Raw genomic sequence first — 18,289 nt, forward strand, 5'->3', positions numbered from 1 at the left:
GCGGGGTGGCCGACCGGCCGCCCCGCGCACCGGCTCGACTCGGGAAGGTACCCATGGTCAACGTCACAACGCTCGCGCAGCCACGCGAGACCCGCTCGGCCGCCCCGTCGGTCCGTACCGGTCCGTGGTTCCGGCGAGCCCTCACCCGGATGGAGAGCACGTGGTTCGTGCTCCCGATCATCCTCGTCTTCGTCGTGCTGTACGCGGTGCCGATGTGCCAGTCGATCTGGTACAGCTTCACCGACTACAACGGTTACGTCCAGAACCCGAGCTTCGTCGGGCTGAAGAACTACGTCAGCATCTGGAACGACTCGTCGATGGTGCAGGCCCTCGGCTTCACGCTGCTCTACGCGGTGGCGACGACGGTCGTCGTCACGGTGCTGGCGATCCCGCTCGCGCTGGTCCTCAACCGACGGTTCTTCGGCCGCAACTTCGTGCGCTCGGTGTTCTTCTTCCCGGCGGTGCCGAGCGTCGCGATCCTCGGCCTCGTCTGGGGCTTCATCTTCAACCCGCTCGGCTCGGGCGTGATCAACTCGATCATCGGTGCCTTCGGTGCCGCTCCGATCCCGTGGTTGTCCGACGAGACCCTGGCGCAGCTCAGCGTGATCATCGTCGCGGTCTGGGCACAGGTCGGCTGGCACGCCGTGCTGTACCTGGCCTACCTGCAGGCGATGCCCTCGGACCTGTTCGAGGCGGCGAAGATCGACGGAGCCGGTCGTCTGCAGGAGTTCCGCTACGTGACACTCCCGCTGCTGACCCCGGCCGTCTCGGTGAGCTCGCTGCTCCTGCTCACCGGTGGCCTCAAGGTCTACGACCTGCCCTTCACCCTGACGAAGGGCGGGCCGGGGTTCGCGACGCGGACCCTCACCCAGGCGATCATCGAGAACGGGATCGCGCAGTCCGACATCGGTCGGGCGTCGGCGCTCAGCGTCCTGTTCCTGCTCGCCGTCGGCATCATCATCGTGGCGCAGCTCGCTGTCTCGCGCCGTCTGGAGGCACGGTTCTCGTGAAGCAGAGCAGAGGCATCGTCCTCAGCGTCGTGATGATCCCCATCGCGGCCGTCGTGGCACTGCCGTTCTACTACATCCTCGTCAACACCCTGAAGACGCAGCAGCAGACGGCACAGAGCCCGCTCGCACTCCCGAGCTCGTTCGACCTGTCCAACTACGTGACCGTCTTCCAGACCCTGCCGATCGTGCAGTCGTTCGTCAACACGCTCTACGTCACCGTCGCGTCGATCGCTGTGATGCTCCTGATCGGGTCGATGGCGGCCTTCGGGGTCCTGGTCGGCCGCGGTCGCCTCACCACGGTGGTCGGGGTGGTCCTCGTCATCGCGTTCCTCGTCCCTGGGCAGGCCACGCTCATCCCGCTCTACCGGATGCTCGCCGGCGCCGGGCTCGTCGACTCGCTCAACGGGCTCGTCGTGATGTACGCCGCGGGCGCGATCTTCTGTTACTTCCTCATCATCGGGTACATGCGCACCATCCCGACGGAGCTCTTCGAGGCGGCGCGGATCGACGGTGCGGGTGCGTTCCGGGTGTACTGGTCAGTCGTCCTGCCGCTGATCCGTCCGATCCTCGTGACGGTCGGGGTCTTCCAGACCATGTGGGTCTGGAACGACTTCATCACGCCGAACGTCTTCATCAACTCGCCGCAGAAGCAGACGCTCGTGTTGCAGGTGTACTCGGCGGTGGGGCAGTTCACGACGAACTGGCCGGTCTTCATGACGCTGAGCGTGATCGTGCTCATCCCGATGGTCGTCTTCTTCGTCGTCGCCCAGCGGCAGATCGTGAGCGGGCTCGTGGCCGGAGCGACGAAGGGATGAGCGCCGGGATCCTCCGGACACCGCAGTCCGGTGCGACCGACCCGACCCTGGTGCACGACCCGTCGACCGGCCAGTGGTGGATGTTCACGACGCTCCGTCGTCCGCACGACGACGGACCCGGCGTCCGGTGGGTGCACGGGAGCAGCATCGGCATCGCGACGAGCGACGACGACGGCGCGACCTGGTCGGAGCGTGGTGCGGCACACGGGCTGCCCGATGCCGACACCTGCTGGGCGCCCGAGGTGGTCCGCGTCGACGACGGGTGGCGGATGTTCCTCACCGTGGTCGACGGCGTGCCGTCCTCCTGGGACGGTGCGTCCGGGCACGTGGTCGAGTTCCGGAGCGGTGACCTCGAGCGGTGGGAACGTGTGGGCACGGTCGACCTCCGATCCGACCGGGTCATCGACGCCTGCGTGGCGCGGTGCGACGACGGACGGTGGCGGCTGTGGGCCAAGGACGAACACCGGGGCAGCTGCACGGTCGTCGCGAGCAGCGCCGACCTCGTCTCCTGGACGCACGAGGGCGTCGCGGTCCCGGCCACACCGCCGCACGAGGGCCCCGTGGTGTTCCGGCTCGGTCGGTGGTGGTGGATGGTCACCGACGAGTGGCGTGGACTCGCCGTCCACCGCTCGCCCGACGCGCGGCAGTGGACTCGCCAGTCGACCGGCGGAGGACTCGTGCTCGACCGTCCCGGCCGCGCACCGGACGACACCGAGATCGGCCACCACGCCTCGGTCGTCGTCGCGGCGTCGGGTCAGCCGCACGGCGTGCTGGTCTACTTCACCCACCCCGGCGGACCGGGGACGCGGGAGAGCGCGGTCCACTTCGCATCGGTCCGCGTCGAGTCGGACGTCCTCGTGGTCGACCGGGACGACGTGGGCGCACACCCGCTCGCCGGCATGGTCGACCGCGGCGTGCCCCGACCGACGCGCGACGCCGTCGTCGCCGGGAGCGCGGCATGACCGGCCGACGGCACGCCGGATGGCTCATGGCATCGTTCACCGACGACGACGACCACCGCGACGGCAACGAACAGGTGCGCTTCGCGGTGGCGATCGGTGACGAGCCGACCCACTGGCATCCCCTCGCCGGGTGGCGACCGATCCTCGCGAGCACCGTCGGCGAGCACGGTGCCCGCGACCCGTTCCTCGTCCGCGACGGTGCGCGGTTCGTCCTCATCGCGACGGACCTCCGGACCACCGACGCCGCCGACTGGGACCGGGCGGTCCGCCACGGGTCCACCGGTGTCCTCGTCTGGGAGAGCGTCGACCTCGTGGACTGGACCGGACCGGACCTCGTCCCGATCGCCGTCCCGGGCGCCGGCAACGCGTGGGCACCGAAGGCGTACCCGCTCCCGGACGGCTCCTGGCAGGTGTACTTCGCGTCGTCGCTCCACCCGGCCGGCAGCGACCGGACGACGGCGACCCACCAGCGCATGTTCGTCGCCCGCACCCGGGACTTCCGGTCCTTCGAGCCCGCCGAGGTCTACCTCGACCCCGGACACGACGTCATCGACGTCGCGTTCCTGCAGCTGGGCGGGTCGGTGCAGCGGTTCGCTGCGGACGCCCGAACGGATGATCCCGCGCGGGCGGTGCAGTTCGTGCGGCAGGAGTCCGGGAGCGTGCGGGACGATCCCTGCTTCACCGACGTCGTCGACCGGATCGGCGCCGGGGTGCTCCGGCGTGGCGAGGGCCCGGCGGTGTTCGCGGACCCGGTCGGCGACGGCGCGTGGCTCTTCATCGACGAGTTCACCTTCCGCGGGTACCAGCTCTTCCGGTCCCACGACCCAGCCCGAGGCCGCTGGGAGCACGTCCCGGGGACCGTCCTGCCGCCCGGGGTGAAGCACGGTTCCGTCCTGTCGATCGACCAGCACGAGCTCGACCGGCTCGTCGACGCGTTCGGGATCGCCGCGGCCGGCTGACGGGTCGGACGGACACGACCGGGCGCCACGTCGCCACGGTCCCGGTCGACTGCGCCAAGATGGACCCGGACGAGGAGGACGACGTGGTGACCATCCAGGACGTGGCGCGCACGGCCGGGGTGTCCGCGATGACGGTGTCGAACGTCATCAACGACCGTCCGCACGTCCGACCGTCGACCCGGGCGAAGGTGGTCCGGGCGATGGACGACCTCGGGTACCGGGTGAACGTCGCCGCCCGGAACCTGCGTGCCGGTCGGACGTCGACCATCGGACTCGCGGTCGCCGAGATCGACCGTCCGTACTGGGGGCAGCTCGCCGCCCGGATCATCCGTGAGGCGGCCCGGCACAACCTCCAGGTGCTGATCGAGCAGACCGGGGCCCAGCGCTCGGGGGAGATCGACGCCCTGGGGCGCTCACGGAATCGCATGTACGACGGGCTCATCCTCAGCACCGTCGGCCTCGGTCCGGCCGACGCCGACCTGCTCCGGGTGGACCAGCCGGTCGTCATCCTGGGCGAGCGGATCTTCGACGGACCGGTCGACCACGTCGCGATGGCGAACCAGGACGGTGGGCGCATCGCCGTCGAACACCTCATCGAGCGCGGATGCCGACGGATCGCCTTCCTCGACGGTGACGACGGCGACGACGAGATCTCGGTGTCCGCGCTCCGTGCGGTCGGCTACCGACAGGCCCTGCAGGACGCCGGCCTGACCCTCGATCCCCGCCGCCACGTGCGGATAGCGGACTTCACGATGGCGGGCGGACGAGCGGGCGTGGCACAGCTGCTCGCCGCCGAGACCGAGTTCGACGGGGTCTTCTGCATCACGGACACGGTCGCCATCGGTGCGCTGCGCGGCCTCGCGGACGCGGGCGTGGACGTCCCGGGGCAGGTGAAGGTCATCGGCTTCGACGACGTCGAGGAGGCCGACTACACGACGCCGTCCCTCACCAGCATCGACCCGGACCACGACCTGATGGCCCGCACCGCGGTCGACCTGCTGGTGGCGCGCATCGCCGGCGACGACCGCGCCCGCGTCGAGTTCACGAGCCCGGCGCGTCTGGTCGTCCGCGACTCGACCTGACGCCGCCGGAGAACCCCGGTGCTCCCGGCGTGCGAGGCTTGACGGGCTCCCCTCCCGCACAACCAGGAAAGGCCCCGGATGCTCGAGCTCCCGGCCGTGTTCGAAGTCGGCTCCCTGATCGTCATCGTGGCGATCCTGCTCGCCGACCTGCTCGTCGTGGCCCGGCGTCCCCACGTGCCGACGCTCAAGGAGTCCGGCGTGTGGGTGGGCCTCTACGTGGGCCTCGCCCTGCTGTTCGCCGTCGCGATGTTCGTCTTCGCCGGCGGAGAGTCCGCCGGGCAGTTCCTCGCGGGCTGGCTCACCGAGTACAGCCTGAGCATCGACAACCTCTTCGTGTTCGTGATCCTCATGGCCCGGTTCTCCGTGCCGAAGACGATCCAGCAGGAGGTGCTCATGCTCGGCATCATCATCGCGCTGGTCCTGCGCGGCGTCTTCATCCTGCTCGGCGCCCGGCTGATCGAGGACTTCTCGTGGATCTTCTACCTCTTCGGTGCGTGGCTGATCTGGACGGCGATCCAGCAGCTCCGCGGCGAGGACGAGGACGACGACAAGGACAGCCTCATCGTGCGGCTGCTCCGGAAGCGCGTGCGCATCACGGACACGTACGACGGCATGAAGTTCCGCGTCGTGCAGGACGGCGCCCGGCACTTCACCCCGCTCCTGGTGGTCCTCATCGCGATCGGGACGACCGACCTGCTCTTCGCCCTCGACTCGATCCCGGCGATCTTCGGCATCACCGAGAGCGCGTTCATCGTGTTCACCGCGAACGTCTTCGCCCTGATGGGCCTGCGGCAGCTGTACTTCCTGCTCGGCGGGCTGCTCGAGCGGCTGGTCTACCTCAAGTACGGGATCGCGGCGATCCTCGCGTTCATCGGTGTGAAGCTCGTGCTGCACGCCCTGCACGGCAACGAGCTGCCCTTCATCAACGGCGGCGAGCACGTGGAGTGGGCGCCCGAGATCGGCACCGTGGTGTCGCTGCTCGTGATCGTCGTGGCGATGGGCGTGGCGACCGGCGCCAGCCTGCTGCGGATCCGCCGCGAGGACGACGCGCACGACGAGGTCTCCCGCGACGCCGGAACGGCGTAGCGCCCCCCGACCGCGCGGACGGCGCGCGTCCGGCGGTGGACGCACCACGTGACGGACGGGAGGCGCGGGTCGGGCCCGCACCGTCCCTCCCGTCCGTCACCGGGTCGGGGCCGTCACCGGGTCGCGTCCGCGGTCCGCTAGCGTCGATCCCGGACCCACCACCCCCCCCTCACGAACCGGATCGAGCAACGATGCCTGACGTCCACCGCCCCGCCGACGACCGCTACGAGCGGCTGCCGTACCAGCGCGTGGGGAGGAGCGGGTTGCTGCTGCCCCGGATCTCCCTCGGGCTGTGGAACAACTTCGGCACCGACCGGGCGCTCGCGACGCAGCGGGACATCGTGCTGCACGCGTTCGACCGCGGGATCACGCACTTCGACCTGGCGAACAACTACGGCCCGCCGCCCGGAGCCGCCGAGGAGCAGTTCGGTCGCATCCTCGCGTCGGACCTCCGCCCGTTCCGCGACGAGCTCGTGGTGTCCACCAAGGCCGGCTACGACATGTGGCCCGGCCCCTACGGCAACTGGGGGTCCCGGAAGTCCATGCTGGCGTCGCTCGACCAGTCCCTCGGACGGCTCGGGCTCGAGTACGTCGACGTCTTCTACTCGCACCGGCCGGACCCCGAGACGCCGATCGAGGAGACCGTCAGCGCCCTCGTGACCGCGGTCCGGTCCGGCAAGGCGCTCTACGCCGGCATCTCGAACCACGACCCGGCGCAGACGGCCGCCGCGGCCGAGGCGCTCGCCGCCGAGAACGTCCACCTGCTCATCCACCAGCCGCGCTACAACATGTTCGACCGCGCGCCCGAGGACGGCCTCTTCGACGAGCTGCTCCGTCTGGGGACCGGCGCGATCGTGTTCTCCCCGCTGGCCGGTGGGCTGCTGACGGACCGCTACCTCGACGGCTCGGTGCCGGTCGGGTCGCGTGCGGCCGAGGGCCGGTGGTTCGGCGCAGACCGCATCGACGACGCGTACCTGACGACGGCGCGGGCCCTGAACGAGATCGCCGTGTCGCGCGGGCAGACGCTCGCGCAGCTCGCGATCACGTGGGTGCTCCGGCAGCCGGCGGTCACGTCCGCGCTCGTCGGGGCGTCGAGCGTCCGACAGCTCGACGGGACGCTCGACGCGCTCGAGGGTGCGCCGCTGACGGACGAGGAGCTCGCAGCGATCGAGGCCCTGGTGCCGCGCGGCTGAGCCGGGCAGGATGAGCGACATGACCGAGGACAGCGAGATGATCCACCCCCTGGTCGCGCCGAGCGGCGACGGGTGCGTCGAGTGCGACGCCACCGGGTCCTGGTGGGTGCACCTGCGCCGGTGTGCCGCGTGCGGCCACGTCGGGTGCTGCGACGACTCGCTGAACACCCACGCCACCCGGCACTGGGAGGCGACCGGGCACGCGGTCATCCAGAGCTACGAGCCCGGTGAGACGTGGGCGTACGACTACCGCGACCGGTCCACGTTCGAGGGCGTCGAGCTCCAGGCGCCGACGAGCCACCCCGTGGACCAGTCGGTCCCCGGGCCGGCGGACCGCCTGCCCGCGGACTGGTTGGAACGGCTCGGCGGGTCGCGCTAGGGCCGTCGACGCGACCGGGGACACACGGGAGGCGCGGTGCCAGCCGGCACCGCGCCTCCTGTCCTGCACGTGGTCACGCGATCAGCGTGACCGCGACGATCAGACCGCTGCGGCCGTCTCGTCGCGGCGCGGGAGCGTCCAGCCCGGGCGCACGAAGTGGCACGTGTACCCGTGCGGGTGCTTCTCGAGGTAGTCCTGGTGCTCCTCCTCGGCCTCCCAGAACTCACCGGCCGGCTCGACCTCGGTGACGACCTTGCCCGGCCAGATGCCGGAGGCGTCCACGTCAGCGATGGTGTCGAGGGCGACCTGGCGCTGCTCGTCGGACGTGGGGAACACGGCCGAGCGGTAGGCACGGCCGACGTCGTTGCCCTGGCGGTCCTTCGTCGACGGGTCGTGGATCTGGAAGAAGAACTCGAGCAGCTCGCGGTAGGAGATCTGCGACGGGTCGAAGACGATCTCGACCGCCTCGGCGTGGTCGCCGTGGTTGCGGTAGGTGGCGTTCGGGGTGTCGCCGCCGGAGTAGCCGACGCGCGTGCTGATCACACCGGGACGGCGACGGAGGAGCTGCTGCGCTCCCCAGAAACACCCGCCGGCGAGGATGGCGGTTTCGGTGGTGGTCATGGTGGCCTCCTGGTGTCGGGAGTACCGCTGGCTGCGGCACCGTGTGGTGCAACCGGCGAGGGCTGTGGTCTGTTCCCGCTGTGCGCGGAGCGCTGGTCCGCGTCGCGGACGCGGGCTCAGCGCTGGTCCGCGTCGCGACGACGGCCCGCCGCGTGCCAGCCGAGGGCGACCACACCGGCGCCGATCATGGCCTTGGCCAGCTCGCCGATGACGAACGGGTACAGGCCGTACGCGAGGGCGTGCTGCAGGTCGAGTCCGAGGGCGATCGCGAGCCAGGCCGTGCCGGCACCGAACGTGACGACGGTGCCGAGCACGAAGGACAGCAGCGCCGCGGTGAACCGGCGGCCGCCGAAGCGCTCGGCGATCCGTCCGACGAGTGCCGCGGCGGCGATGAACCCGACGACGTAGCCCCCGGTCGGGCCGAGCAGGACGCCCGGTCCGGCGGCGCCCTCGGCGAAGACGGGCAGACCGACGACGCCGAGCAGCGCGTAGACGAGCATCGACAGGGCGCCGCGACGGGAACCGAGCGCGCTCCCGACGAGGAGGACGGCGAGGGTCTGCCCGGTGACCGGCACCGGCCAGAGCGGGACGGACACCTGGGCGGCGCCTGCGGTCAGCAGGGCGCCACCGACGACGAGCGCGGTGCTGACCAGCGCGGTCCGGGGGAGCAGGACGTCGGCGTACGGGCGCAGGGCGGTGGTCGGCACGGGTGCGGGGGCGTTGGCGGTCATGATCGGGTCCTCGGGGAGCGGGTCGGCGGGTCGGGGATCGGGTGCGGTCTGGCGGGGTCAGACGGCGGCTGCGGCGAGCAGCGCGTCGGCGTCCCGGCGTGCGCCGGCGACGGCATCGGCGTCGAGCCCGCACGCGCGGAGGCAGGTGTCGGTGAGCAGCTCGCGGTCCTGGTCGTCCACGTCGCGGGTGCGGCGGAGCTGGATGACCGTCTCGGCGAGCTGGATGAGGACGCCGCCCAGACGCTCGGCCGTGACCGATCGCCGGACGTCCTCGCTCGCCGCCCGGGCACCGAGCCGCCCGTAGGTGTCCTGCAGCTCCTGCCGGTCGGCGCGGAAGCCGGCGTACCGGTCCCCCTGCACCTCGGGGAGCATGTAGAGCGTGCCGATGTTGTGGGGCGTCCGTGCGAGCGTGTCGATGTCGATGAGGACCAGGGCGGCGAGGGCGCCGGCGGCGGAGACGGTCCCGGGGACCCGCTCCTCGAGGCCGCGGACCACGTCGAGGCTCGGGCGGACCGAGGTCGTGAGCAGCTCGACGAGCACCTCGTCCTTGCCGGCGAAGTGGTAGTACAGCGAGGCCTGTCGGATGCCGACCCGCTCCGCGATCGCCCGGGTCGAGGTGGCGCTGAAGCCGTTCTCGACGAACAGCGCCGCGGCGGCGTCCAGGATCTGGTCGCGGGGGCTCAGCCCGGACGCGGTGTCCGGGACCGCTCGTGGCCTGCCGAGTCGGGTGGGCCGGTCGTCGGAGGACATGGCCCCATCCTCGCAGCCGGCCGTCACGCGTGCTCCCGGGCCGTGTGCTCCCGGGCCACCAGCTCGCGGTACGCACGCCAGCCGCCGTGGTGCGTGATGTCCTCGGCACCCGCGACGGCGTGCGCCTCGACCGTGAAGCCGGTGACGTCCGACCCGTCGTCGAGCGTCACGGAGCCGATCGCCATCGGTGCGGGGAGCGCCGCGACGAACGTCCCGAAGCCGGCGGCCGGCACCCGCCAGACCTCACCGGCGATCCCGGACGGCGCCGCGCTGCCGTCCTCCGACCGCACCTCGCCCACAGCACCGGCGCCCGACCGCACCAGCCCCGGCTTGGGTGGCACCGTGTCGAGGGCGTACAGCCGGTAGTCGGGGGCGGTGCGCGCCGCGCGGACGAACGTGCCGCCGGCGGCGACCAGCTGCCCGTTCAACGGCTGGTCCCGCAGGTGCGCGCCGACGACGAGGAGGTCGACGGTCGGGGCGGCGAAGGCCGCGGCGAGCGCCGCCAGGCGGCGGTCGGTGAACGCCGGTCCGGTCAGCATGACGCCGAACGGCAGCCCGTCCACGAAGCCGGCCGGCACCGCGAGGGACGCCATGTCCAGGAGGTTCGCGAAGTTCGTGTACCGACCCATCCGGCTGTTCGCACCGACCGGGTCCGCGGCGACCTCGTCGAGGGTCGGGTGCCAGGTGGTGGTGGGGGTGAGGAGCGCCGTCGTGCCGTCGAGCAGCGTGCGGCCCCTGGCACCGAGGGCGTCGAGGCGCTCCTGGTCGGCGAAGAGCGCCGCGGCCGTCGGCGTCGCGCCGCCGAGGACGATCGCGGCCACCGTGGGGTCGAGGTCCTCGCCGATCCGGTCACGGTTCGCCTCGATGTGGGCCCCGACCGCCGCGTACCGCTCGGCGACGAACGCGCCGTCGTACAGGAGCGTCGCGGCGTCGAGGAGCGGGGCGATGTCGACCTCGACGACCTCGTGCCCGAGGGCGCGGAACCGGTCGACGACACGGTCGAACGCCGCCGCCCATCCGGGCGCGAGGCCCTCGAGCTGCGTCGGCAGCGGCACCGCGATGCGCGGCACCGGGGGCAGCGCCACGAGGGAGCCGTCGGCCAGTGCGGCGTCCGGCCGGGCGAGCGGGTCGGAGCCGTCCGGCCCCGCCATCAGCTCGGCCACGGTCCGGGCGAGGTCGAGCGAGCGGGCGAACACGGTCACGCAGTCCTGCGACCGACAGGCGGGGACGACGCCGGTGTTCGGGACGAGCCCCTTCGTGGGCTTCACCCCGACGAGGTGGTTCAGCGCTGCCGGGACGCGTCCGGAGCCGGCGGTGTCGGTGCCGAGCGCGAAGTCGACCGTCCCGAGTGCGACGGCGGTGGCGGACCCGCTCGAGGACCCGCCGGAGATCCGGGTGGGGTCCCAGGCGTTCCGGACGGCGCCGAACGGCGACCGGGTGCCGACGAGGCCGGTCGCGAACTGGTCGAGGTTCGTCTTGCCGACGACGACCGCCCCGGCAGCCCGGAGTCGTGCGACGGCGGTGGCGTCCGCGGCGGGTGCGGACGCGAAGGAGCGCGCCGCGGCGGTGGTGGGGAGCCCGGCGACGTCGATGTTGTCCTTGACGGCGAAGAGCATGCCGGCGAGCGGCAGGGTCGGATCGACGGCCGATGCCTCGGCGACCACGTCGGCCCGGTCGCGCAGGGTGATCCACACCTCGGGACGGTCGACCGCGTCGATCCGGTCGAAGGCGGCGTGCACGCGGGCGACCGCGTGGTCGCCACCGCGGCCCGCACCGTCCCGGACGCTGCTCACGCCGCCGCTCACGCTGCGGCTCCGATCGCGGCGAGGACCTGCCCGGGTGCGACCTGGTCGCCCGGCTTGATGTAGACCTCCAACACGTGCCCCTCCACCGGTGCGTGCACCATCGACTCCATCTTCATCGCCTCCACCGCGAGCAGCTTCTGGCCCTCGTCCACCCGGTCGCCCGGCCGGACGTCCACCTGCCACACGGTCGACGTGAACGGCGCCGTCACCGCGGTCGCACCGGCCGGCAGGACGACCTCGTCCGGCAGCACCACGGCGGGTTCGTCACGGACGTCGAACTCGCCCGATGCCCGCCACCGCTCCTTCTCCTCGTCGAACGCGCGGGCCTGCTGCGCCCGGAAGTCGGCGATCGACCCGGCGTTGTCGCTGAGGAACCGGTTGTAGGACGCGATCGAGAACTCGCCGTCGACGGTCTCGAAGTCCCCGCGTCCCGCGTCGGTCTCGGCGCGCAGGTCGAGGAGCTCCTCGGCGGAGACCGGGTACCACTCGATGCGGTCGAAGAAGCGGAGCGCCCACGGGTCCTCCTGGAACAGGCCGCCGCGGCGGAACCGGTTCCAGATCTGCACGGTGCGGCCGACGAACTGGTACCCGCCCGGCCCCTCCATGCCGTAGATGCACAGGTACGCGCCGCCGATCCCGACCGAGTTCTCGGCCGTCCAGGTGCGTGCCGGGTTGTACTTCGTGGTGACGAGGCGGTGCCGGGGGTCGAGCGGCGTGGCGACCGGCGCACCGAGGTACACGTCGCCGAGCCCGAGCACGAGGTAGCTCGCGTCGAAGACCGTGCGGAACACGTCGTCGACGCTGTCGAGCCCGTTGATCCGCCGGATGAACTCGATGTTCCACGGGGTCCACGGCGCGTCGTCGCGGACCCCCGCCATGTACCGCTCGATCGCCAGCCGGGTCGCGGGGTCGTCCCACGACAGCGGCAGCTTCACGGTGCGGGACGGCACGACGAGCTGGTCGGTCGGCGGGATCTCGTCCTCGAGCTCGCGGAGGAGGCCCGCCATCGTGCTCGCCTTCAGCACGCTCGCGTCGGTGTGCACCTGCAGCGAACGGATGCCGGGGGTGATGTCGAGGACGCCGCGGGGCGCCTCCTCCTGCAGCTTCGTCATGAGCGCGTGCACGCGCATCCGCAGCGCGATGTCGAGCGTCATGTCGCCGTACTCGACGAGGACGTTGTCGTCGCCGTCGCGTCGGTACGCGACGCCCGGGCGGGCGTCGGTCGCGTCCAGACGCGCGATCACCCCGTCGTCGCCGTCGCCGCCGGTGCGGGGGACGGTCCGGGAGGCGCGGTTCGCCTCGAGCGCGGCCGCGTCGGCCTCGCGCACGGGGACGAACCGCACGGTGTCACCCGGTCGGAGCTGGCCGAGCTTCCACAGGTCGCCGCTGGCGACCACCGCCGGACAGACGAAGCCGCCGAGCGAGGGGCCGTCCGGCCCGAGGACGATCGGGGTGTCCCCGGTGAAGTCGATCGCACCCACCGCGTACGGGGTGTCGTGGATGTTCGACGGGTGCAGTCCCGCCTCGCCGCCGTCGGTCCGAGCCCAGCCGGGCCGGGGACCGATCAGCCGGATGCCGGTGCGGGCGGAGTTGTGGTGCACGACGTAGTCGGTGGCGTAGAACACGTCGAGGTCGGCGCGGGTGAAGAAGTCCGGCGCCGCGTGCGGCCCCTCGGTGACGGCGACCTCCCACGTGTCGGTGAGCGCGGTCCGCCGGTCGGCGGGGGTCGGACCGCCGACCAGGCCGAGCCGGCCACCGGCGGGGAAGGCCGGGTGCGGGGCGTCCGAGTCCGGGGAACCGGGACGCAGGACGTCACCGGCGAGCAGGGCACGACCGGCGTGACCGCCGAACCCGCCGAGCGTGAAGGTCGCGGTGGAGCCGAGGTACGTCGGGACGTCGAAGCCGCCGCGGACCGCCAGGTAGCTCCGGAGTCCCGGTCCGGCAGCCGTGCCGAGCGCGAGGGTCTGACCCGCCTGCACCTCGATCGGCTCCCACAGCGCCAGGGGCTCGCCGTCGAGCAGGACCGGCAGCGGTGCGCCCGTGACCGCGACGACGGCGCTCGCCGAGAAGCGGAGCGTCGGGCCCGTGGCGGTGACCTCGAGCGCCGGAGCACCCTCGGGGTTGCCGACCACGAGGTTCGCCTCGGCGAACGACGCCGCGTCGAACGGGCCGCTCGGCGGGACGCCCACCTGCCAGTACCCGACCCGGCCGGGCAGGTCCTGGATCATGGTCATGGTGCCGGGGGCGACGACGTCGATCCGGGGGTCCGGGTCCTCGGTCTCGTCGAGCGTCGAGGTGGAGTGCGTCGCGGTCCGGAGCTCGAGGTCGTCGGTGAGGGAGCGGAGCAGCCCGGCGTTCGTCACGATGCCGTCGACACGGGTGTCGGCGAGGGCGTCCCGGAGCAGGTCGAGTGCGTCGTCCCGGGTCTCGCCGGTGGCGATGACCTTCGCGAGCATCGGGTCGTAGAAGGCGGAGACCTCGGAGCCGGTCTCCACCCAGCCGTCGACGCGGACGCCGTCACGCTCGGGGAACACCGCCTGCGTCACGAGGCCGCTCGAGGGCAGGGACCCCTTCGCCGGGTCTTCGGCGTAGACGCGGGCCTCGACGGCGAACCCGGTCGGGGTCCACGCGCGGTCGAAGACGTCGTCGTCGATGCCGGCCGCCCCGTCCCGGGCCAGGCGCAGCATGAGCTCGACGAGGTCGACGCCGAAGACCTCCTCGGTCACCGGGTGCTCGACCTGCAGCCGCGTGTTCACCTCGAGGAAGGACGCCTCCTCGCGGACCGGGTCGTAGACGAACTCGACCGTCCCTGCGCTGCGGTACCCGACGCTCTCGGCGAGCCGACGGGCGGACGTGTGCAGTGCCTCCCGGACCCGGCGGGGGAGCGCCGGGGCCGGGGCCTCCTCGATGACCTTCTGGTTGCGGCGCTGGAGCGAGCAGTCGCGGTCGCCGATCACGGCGACGCGGCCCTCGCCGTCGCCGAAGAGCTGGACCTCGACGTGTCGGGCCGGCCGGACGAGCCGTTCGAGGAAGATCCCGGCCGAGCCGAAGGCGGCCGACGCGGTGCGCTCGACGCTCGCGTACGCCTCGCGGACCTCGTCGAGCGTCGCGCACGCCTGCATGCCGATCCCGCCGCCGCCACCGGTGGCCTTGAGCATGACCGGCAGGCCGATGCGCTCCGCCTGCAGGACGGCGTCCTCGACGCTGTCCAGCAGCCCGGTGCCGGCGAGCATCGGGACGCCGGCTGCCGCGGCGAGCTCACGGGCGGTGTGCTTCGCGCCGAACCGGACGATCTGCTCGGCGGTCGGGCCGACGAAGCGGATGCCGGCGGCCTCGCACGCCGCGGCGAACTCGGTGTTCTCGGACAGGAAGCCGTAGCCCGGGTGCACGAGTCCCGCGCCGGTGTCGATCGCGGCCTGGACGACGGCGTCGATCCTCAGGTACGACTCGCGCGCCGGGGCCGGACCGAGCCGGACGGCGACGTCGGCCTCGCGGACGTGCGGGGCGGCGCGGTCGGCGTCCGAGTAGACGGCGACGGTACGCATGCCGAGCGCCTTGGCGGAGCGGATCACGCGGCGGGCGATCTCGCCGCGGTTGGCGACGAGGACGGTGTCGGTGGAGAGCGGGGGAGTCACGGTGTCGGTCCCGGTGGGGTCGGGCGCGGCGGTCACGGCTGGACCACGATCATGCGCAGCGGGGTGCAGGAGAAGTCGTTGCACGGGTTGTTCATCTGCGGGCAGTTCGAGACGATCACCAGGACGTCCCGCTCGGCACGGACGGCGACGCGCTTGCCGGGGGCACTCATGCCGTCGACGATGCCGAGCGCCCCGTCGGCCTCGACCGGGACGTTCATGAACCAGTTGAGGTTCGACACGATGTCCCGGGCGCCGAGGCCGTGCCGTCCGGCCTCGGCGAGGAAGTTCTCGCGGCAGCCGTGCTGGAACTGTGTGTGGTGGCCGTAGCGGAGCGTGTTCGACTCCTTCGAGCACGCGCCGCCGATGGTGTCCTGCCGGTCGATCTCGTTGCCGACGACGGTCATCAGCGGGCGGCCCTCGTTCGACATGAGGACGGTGCCGGTCCGGACGTAGGCGTTGCCCTGCGCCGCGAGGGTGTCCGGAACGCTGTAGCGCTCGTCGGGGTCGTGCGCGTCGTAGACCAGGCAGTCGGCGCTCTGGTTGCCGCCGACGTCGACGATCGTGAGCACCTCGCCCGCGCGGACCACGGAGGACCACGGTGCGAGCGGGGCCACGTCGTCGTCGCGGACGACGGTGCCGGCGACGAGGGAGCCGCTCCGGTCGAGGGGGACGTCCGGCGCGTGGACCGCGCCGACCGGGACGGTGGAGGTCGTGGTGGCGATGGTCATCAGCAGCCTCGTGCTTCCGCGTAGTCGATGGAGTTCAGGTAGGCGCGGTGCAGCTCCGGCGTCGCGGTGAAGCGCTCGTCGGCAGCGGTCGTCGGGGCGCCGCGCCAGGCGTGCACGCGCAGGGGACCGACCGTGTAGCCGGGTCGCGGGTCGATCGGGTGCGGCACGTTCGCGACGAGGACGAGGAGCGGCAGTTCGGCGACGAGGGTGACGTGTCGGTCCGGTCCGGCGCTCCCCGTGGGCGTCAGCGTGCCGTCCGCCTCGACGCGGACACCCCGGAAGAACGAGACGCTCGGCGGGAGGTCCCGCTTCGACAGGCCGTGCTTCGCCGCCGCCTTCGCGAGGAGCGACCGCCCGCTCGGGCTCGGGCCCTCCGGTGCTGCGTCGCCGTACTTCCGCTCGTTCCCGGCGTCGGTGCTCGTGCCGCAGAACGCGTCGTGGTGGCCGGAGGTGTCCTCGACGATGCTCGCCAGGACCCGCCCGTCGCCGCTGAGGAGCGGGGAGCCCTGGCCGAGGTACGCCTGCCACGGGATCTTCTGCGTGTCCGCGACGTTGAGGCGCTCCCACGGCTCGAGCGCGTTGTACACGAGCACGTTCGCGCACGCGTCACCCGTCGGGTCGTCGAAGCGGATCCGCGTCCCCCGGGCGAGCACCTTGTGCGTGTACCCGCCCGGTGCCACGGTCTCGGCCCACACCAGACCGGCCGGGTCGACGCCCGCTGGGGCGAACGGCGACGACGACGCGGGCAGGTACGGCATCCAGTCGGAGGTCGCACCGCCCTGGGCGCGGGCGTCCGATCGCGAGGCGATCACGCTGTCGGTCTGGTGCAGGTCACGCACGGTGGTTCCTTCCGGTGGAGCGGGTGGAGCGGGTGGAGCGGGTGGAGCGGGTGGAGCTGGCGGTGCTGGCGGTGCGGGGTCGCCGGTGGCGCCGGGGTCAGGCCTCGACGGGGGTCGGCGCGGTGTGCGGCACCTCGGCGAGGGTGATCGGCCCGTGTGCGCGGTGCCGCCACGACGACCACGCCCACCCGACGACGAGGACGCCGCCGATGAACAGCAGCGCGCTGTACTGCAGCCACCAGGAGTGCCCGGTGAGGTCGTAGATCTCCGGGCGGGGCCAGATCAGGTTGACCGCCATGCCGATCTGGAACGCGACGGCGAGGGCGTTCAGCGGGATGCCCCACCGGCCGAGCGTGAAGAGCGGCCGGCCGTCCTCGTCCACCCCGGTCGGCAGCCCGGTGCGACGGAGTCGGATGCGCTGGACGAGCAGCGGGCCCGTCACGCCGAGGTACGCCAGGTAGAGCATCGCGATGCAGAGGCTGGAGAGGGCGGTGAAGATCGCGGACTGGCCGATGTTCACCGCGAGGGCGAGCCCGGCGCCGACCCCGACGACGATCGACGCCGCGATCGGGGTGCCCGTGCGGGGCGAGACGCGGGCGAGCGTGCGGTGGAAGGGCAGCGCCTGCTCACGCGCCATCGAGAAGACCATGCGGGCACCGGCGGTCTGCACCGCCAGGGTGCACGCGAACACGGCGACCGCCACGGTGCAGAGGAGCAGCCGGCCGAACACGTCGCCGAGCGCCGAGGTGATCACCCAGGCGAGGCCCTGCGTGGCGAGCTTGCCGTCGGTCAGGCTCGGCGCCGCGATGAGCGCACCGATGATGAGCAGGCCGCCGCCGAGACCCGACACCGTCAGGGCGCGGATGATCGTCTTCGGGGTGGTCCGCCGGGGGTTGTGCGTCTCCTCGGCGAGCTCGCCCGCCGAGTCGAAGCCGACCATGACGTACGCGGCCATCAGCGACGACGCCAGGAAGGCCCAGACGTACGGCTCGTTCGTCGGGCCGGCGTACCCCTCGGTCGTGAACACCACGGTCGGGGAGCGGTGCGGCAGCAGGAACAGCGCGACGATGAGCACGACGACGCCGACGATCTCGACGAGCACGCCGAAGCTCGTCACCCGGGCCATCAGCCGCACGCTGAGGATGTTGACGATCGTCGTCACGGCGAGCATGACCAGTCCGAGCACGACCGCGTTGGCGGCACCCGTCGGGGACGCCAGCGACGGGTCGGCACCGGCACCGCCCACGATCTGGAAGCCGCTCCAGATCGCCGGGAGCACGGCCTGCACCGCGATGGCCGCCACCGCGACGGTGAGGACCTGCCCGATGATCATCGTCCAGCCGGTGAACCAGCCGAACCGCGGCCCGGCGAGCCGGCTCGACCACTGGAAGATCGCGCCGGAGATCGGCCAGCGTGCGGCGAGCTGGGCGAAGTTCAGCGCCACGAGCAGCTGGCCGCCGAAGACCAGCGGCCACGCCCAGAAGAACGCCGCGCCCCCGAGTCCGAACCCGAGCCCGAAGAGCTGGAAGACCGTGGTGAGGATGGAGACGAAGGAGAACCCGGCGGCGAAGGACGAGAACGAGCCGACCCCGCGGTGGAGTTCCTGCTCGTAGCCGAGCCGGGCGAGGCCCTGGGCATCGACGCTGGACGTGGCGCGGGGTGCGTGGAGCGGTGCTTCGGGAGAGCGCATGGCT

16 protein-coding genes are annotated in these 18,289 nt (G+C 72.3%); 8 read left to right on the forward strand and 8 right to left on the reverse strand.

Features of this window, described 5'->3' with window-relative positions; genetic code table 11:
* Positions 1-53 precede the first annotated feature (53 nt).
* The 8 genes from ACIQUC_RS15420 to ACIQUC_RS15455 all read left to right on the forward strand — a co-directional run bounded on the left by ACIQUC_RS15420 (position 54) and on the right by ACIQUC_RS15455 (position 7,486).
* Positions 54-1,010, forward strand: coding sequence for a carbohydrate ABC transporter permease (locus tag ACIQUC_RS15420; RefSeq protein ID WP_402268636.1), 957 nt, complete (start codon positions 54-56; stop codon positions 1,008-1,010).
* Positions 1,007-1,825 carry a carbohydrate ABC transporter permease gene (locus ACIQUC_RS15425; protein ID WP_402268638.1) on the forward strand — a complete coding sequence of 273 codons (819 nt, stop codon included), beginning with the start codon at positions 1,007-1,009 and terminating at the stop codon, positions 1,823-1,825. Before ACIQUC_RS15420 ends, ACIQUC_RS15425 begins: the two co-directional genes overlap by 4 nt.
* The gene (locus ACIQUC_RS15430; RefSeq protein ID WP_402268641.1) at positions 1,822-2,787 is read left to right on the forward strand and encodes a hypothetical protein; all 966 of its coding nucleotides are present in this window, start codon (positions 1,822-1,824) and stop codon (positions 2,785-2,787) included. Before ACIQUC_RS15425 ends, ACIQUC_RS15430 begins: the two co-directional genes overlap by 4 nt.
* Positions 2,784-3,746, forward strand: coding sequence for a glycoside hydrolase family 43 protein (locus tag ACIQUC_RS15435; protein WP_402268644.1), 963 nt, complete (start codon positions 2,784-2,786; stop codon positions 3,744-3,746). The genes ACIQUC_RS15430 and ACIQUC_RS15435 overlap by 4 nt, the downstream gene beginning before the upstream one ends.
* Before the next feature lie 59 nt (positions 3,747-3,805).
* Positions 3,806-4,828, forward strand: coding sequence for a LacI family DNA-binding transcriptional regulator (locus tag ACIQUC_RS15440; RefSeq protein ID WP_402268647.1), 1,023 nt, complete (start codon positions 3,806-3,808; stop codon positions 4,826-4,828).
* Positions 4,829-4,906: 78 nt separating this feature from the next.
* Positions 4,907-5,914 (forward strand): TerC family protein, encoded by a 1,008-nt coding sequence (locus tag ACIQUC_RS15445; protein WP_022907645.1) that lies wholly within the window; start codon positions 4,907-4,909, stop codon positions 5,912-5,914.
* A gap of 191 nt (positions 5,915-6,105) precedes the next feature.
* Positions 6,106-7,107 (forward strand): aldo/keto reductase, encoded by a 1,002-nt coding sequence (locus tag ACIQUC_RS15450; protein ID WP_402268650.1) that lies wholly within the window; start codon positions 6,106-6,108, stop codon positions 7,105-7,107.
* Between the two features lie 19 nt (positions 7,108-7,126).
* Positions 7,127-7,486: a UBP-type zinc finger domain-containing protein gene (locus tag ACIQUC_RS15455; protein ID WP_402268652.1), complete on the forward strand. Its 360-nt coding sequence runs from the start codon at positions 7,127-7,129 to the stop codon at positions 7,484-7,486.
* A 99-nt stretch (positions 7,487-7,585) separates the two neighbouring features.
* Here the strand turns inward: ACIQUC_RS15455 and msrA are convergent, their stop codons facing one another.
* From msrA to ACIQUC_RS15495, 8 genes are all read right to left on the reverse strand, one after another.
* A complete protein-coding gene (gene msrA / locus ACIQUC_RS15460; RefSeq protein ID WP_402268655.1) occupies positions 7,586-8,107 on the reverse strand; it encodes a peptide-methionine (S)-S-oxide reductase MsrA in 522 nt (173 codons plus the stop codon).
* A gap of 116 nt (positions 8,108-8,223) precedes the next feature.
* Entirely contained in the window at positions 8,224-8,838 is a 615-nt protein-coding gene (locus ACIQUC_RS15465) for a biotin transporter BioY (protein WP_402268658.1), read from the reverse strand.
* 57 nt (positions 8,839-8,895) lie between these two features.
* On the reverse strand, positions 8,896-9,588 hold the full coding sequence (locus tag ACIQUC_RS15470) for a helix-turn-helix domain-containing protein (RefSeq protein ID WP_402268660.1): 693 nt from the start codon (positions 9,586-9,588) through the stop codon (positions 8,896-8,898).
* A gap of 23 nt (positions 9,589-9,611) precedes the next feature.
* The gene (gene atzF / locus ACIQUC_RS15475) at positions 9,612-11,381 is read right to left on the reverse strand and encodes an allophanate hydrolase (protein ID WP_402268663.1); all 1,770 of its coding nucleotides are present in this window, start codon (positions 11,379-11,381) and stop codon (positions 9,612-9,614) included.
* An 8-nt stretch (positions 11,382-11,389) separates the two neighbouring features.
* Positions 11,390-15,064: an urea carboxylase gene (gene uca / locus ACIQUC_RS15480; protein ID WP_402268665.1), complete on the reverse strand. Its 3,675-nt coding sequence runs from the start codon at positions 15,062-15,064 to the stop codon at positions 11,390-11,392.
* Positions 15,061-15,756, reverse strand: a complete 696-nt coding sequence (locus ACIQUC_RS15485) for an urea amidolyase associated protein UAAP2 (RefSeq protein WP_402268668.1) — start codon at positions 15,754-15,756, stop codon at positions 15,061-15,063. Before ACIQUC_RS15485 ends, uca begins: the two co-directional genes overlap by 4 nt.
* The gene (locus tag ACIQUC_RS15490) at positions 15,756-16,595 is read right to left on the reverse strand and encodes an urea amidolyase associated protein UAAP1 (protein ID WP_402268671.1); all 840 of its coding nucleotides are present in this window, start codon (positions 16,593-16,595) and stop codon (positions 15,756-15,758) included. The genes ACIQUC_RS15485 and ACIQUC_RS15490 overlap by 1 nt, the downstream gene beginning before the upstream one ends.
* Before the next feature lie 97 nt (positions 16,596-16,692).
* Positions 16,693-18,285 (reverse strand): amino acid permease, encoded by a 1,593-nt coding sequence (locus ACIQUC_RS15495; protein ID WP_402268673.1) that lies wholly within the window; start codon positions 18,283-18,285, stop codon positions 16,693-16,695.
* Positions 18,286-18,289: the final 4 nt, after the last annotated feature.

This window comes from Curtobacterium sp. NPDC098951 (assembly GCF_044759965.1).
In the GTDB taxonomy this organism is placed as follows: Bacteria; Actinomycetota; Actinomycetes; order Actinomycetales; family Microbacteriaceae; genus Curtobacterium.

Excerpts from the sequence above, each read along its gene's own strand:
- ACIQUC_RS15420 (WP_402268636.1), top strand. The coding sequence starts at position 54 with ATGGTCAACGTCACAACGCTCGCGCAGCCACGCGAGACCCGCTCGGCC.
- ACIQUC_RS15470 (WP_402268660.1), bottom strand. The coding sequence starts at position 9,588 with ATGTCCTCCGACGACCGGCCCACCCGACTCGGCAGGCCACGAGCGGTC.
- ACIQUC_RS15455 (WP_402268652.1), top strand. The coding sequence starts at position 7,127 with ATGACCGAGGACAGCGAGATGATCCACCCCCTGGTCGCGCCGAGCGGC.
- ACIQUC_RS15445 (WP_022907645.1), top strand. The coding sequence starts at position 4,907 with ATGCTCGAGCTCCCGGCCGTGTTCGAAGTCGGCTCCCTGATCGTCATC.
- ACIQUC_RS15485 (WP_402268668.1), bottom strand. The coding sequence starts at position 15,756 with ATGACCATCGCCACCACGACCTCCACCGTCCCGGTCGGCGCGGTCCAC.
- ACIQUC_RS15430 (WP_402268641.1), top strand. The coding sequence starts at position 1,822 with ATGAGCGCCGGGATCCTCCGGACACCGCAGTCCGGTGCGACCGACCCG.
- ACIQUC_RS15495 (WP_402268673.1), bottom strand. The coding sequence starts at position 18,285 with ATGCGCTCTCCCGAAGCACCGCTCCACGCACCCCGCGCCACGTCCAGC.
- msrA (WP_402268655.1), bottom strand. The coding sequence starts at position 8,107 with ATGACCACCACCGAAACCGCCATCCTCGCCGGCGGGTGTTTCTGGGGA.
- ACIQUC_RS15435 (WP_402268644.1), top strand. The coding sequence starts at position 2,784 with ATGACCGGCCGACGGCACGCCGGATGGCTCATGGCATCGTTCACCGAC.
- ACIQUC_RS15450 (WP_402268650.1), top strand. The coding sequence starts at position 6,106 with ATGCCTGACGTCCACCGCCCCGCCGACGACCGCTACGAGCGGCTGCCG.
- ACIQUC_RS15465 (WP_402268658.1), bottom strand. The coding sequence starts at position 8,838 with ATGACCGCCAACGCCCCCGCACCCGTGCCGACCACCGCCCTGCGCCCG.
- ACIQUC_RS15440 (WP_402268647.1), top strand. The coding sequence starts at position 3,806 with ATGGACCCGGACGAGGAGGACGACGTGGTGACCATCCAGGACGTGGCG.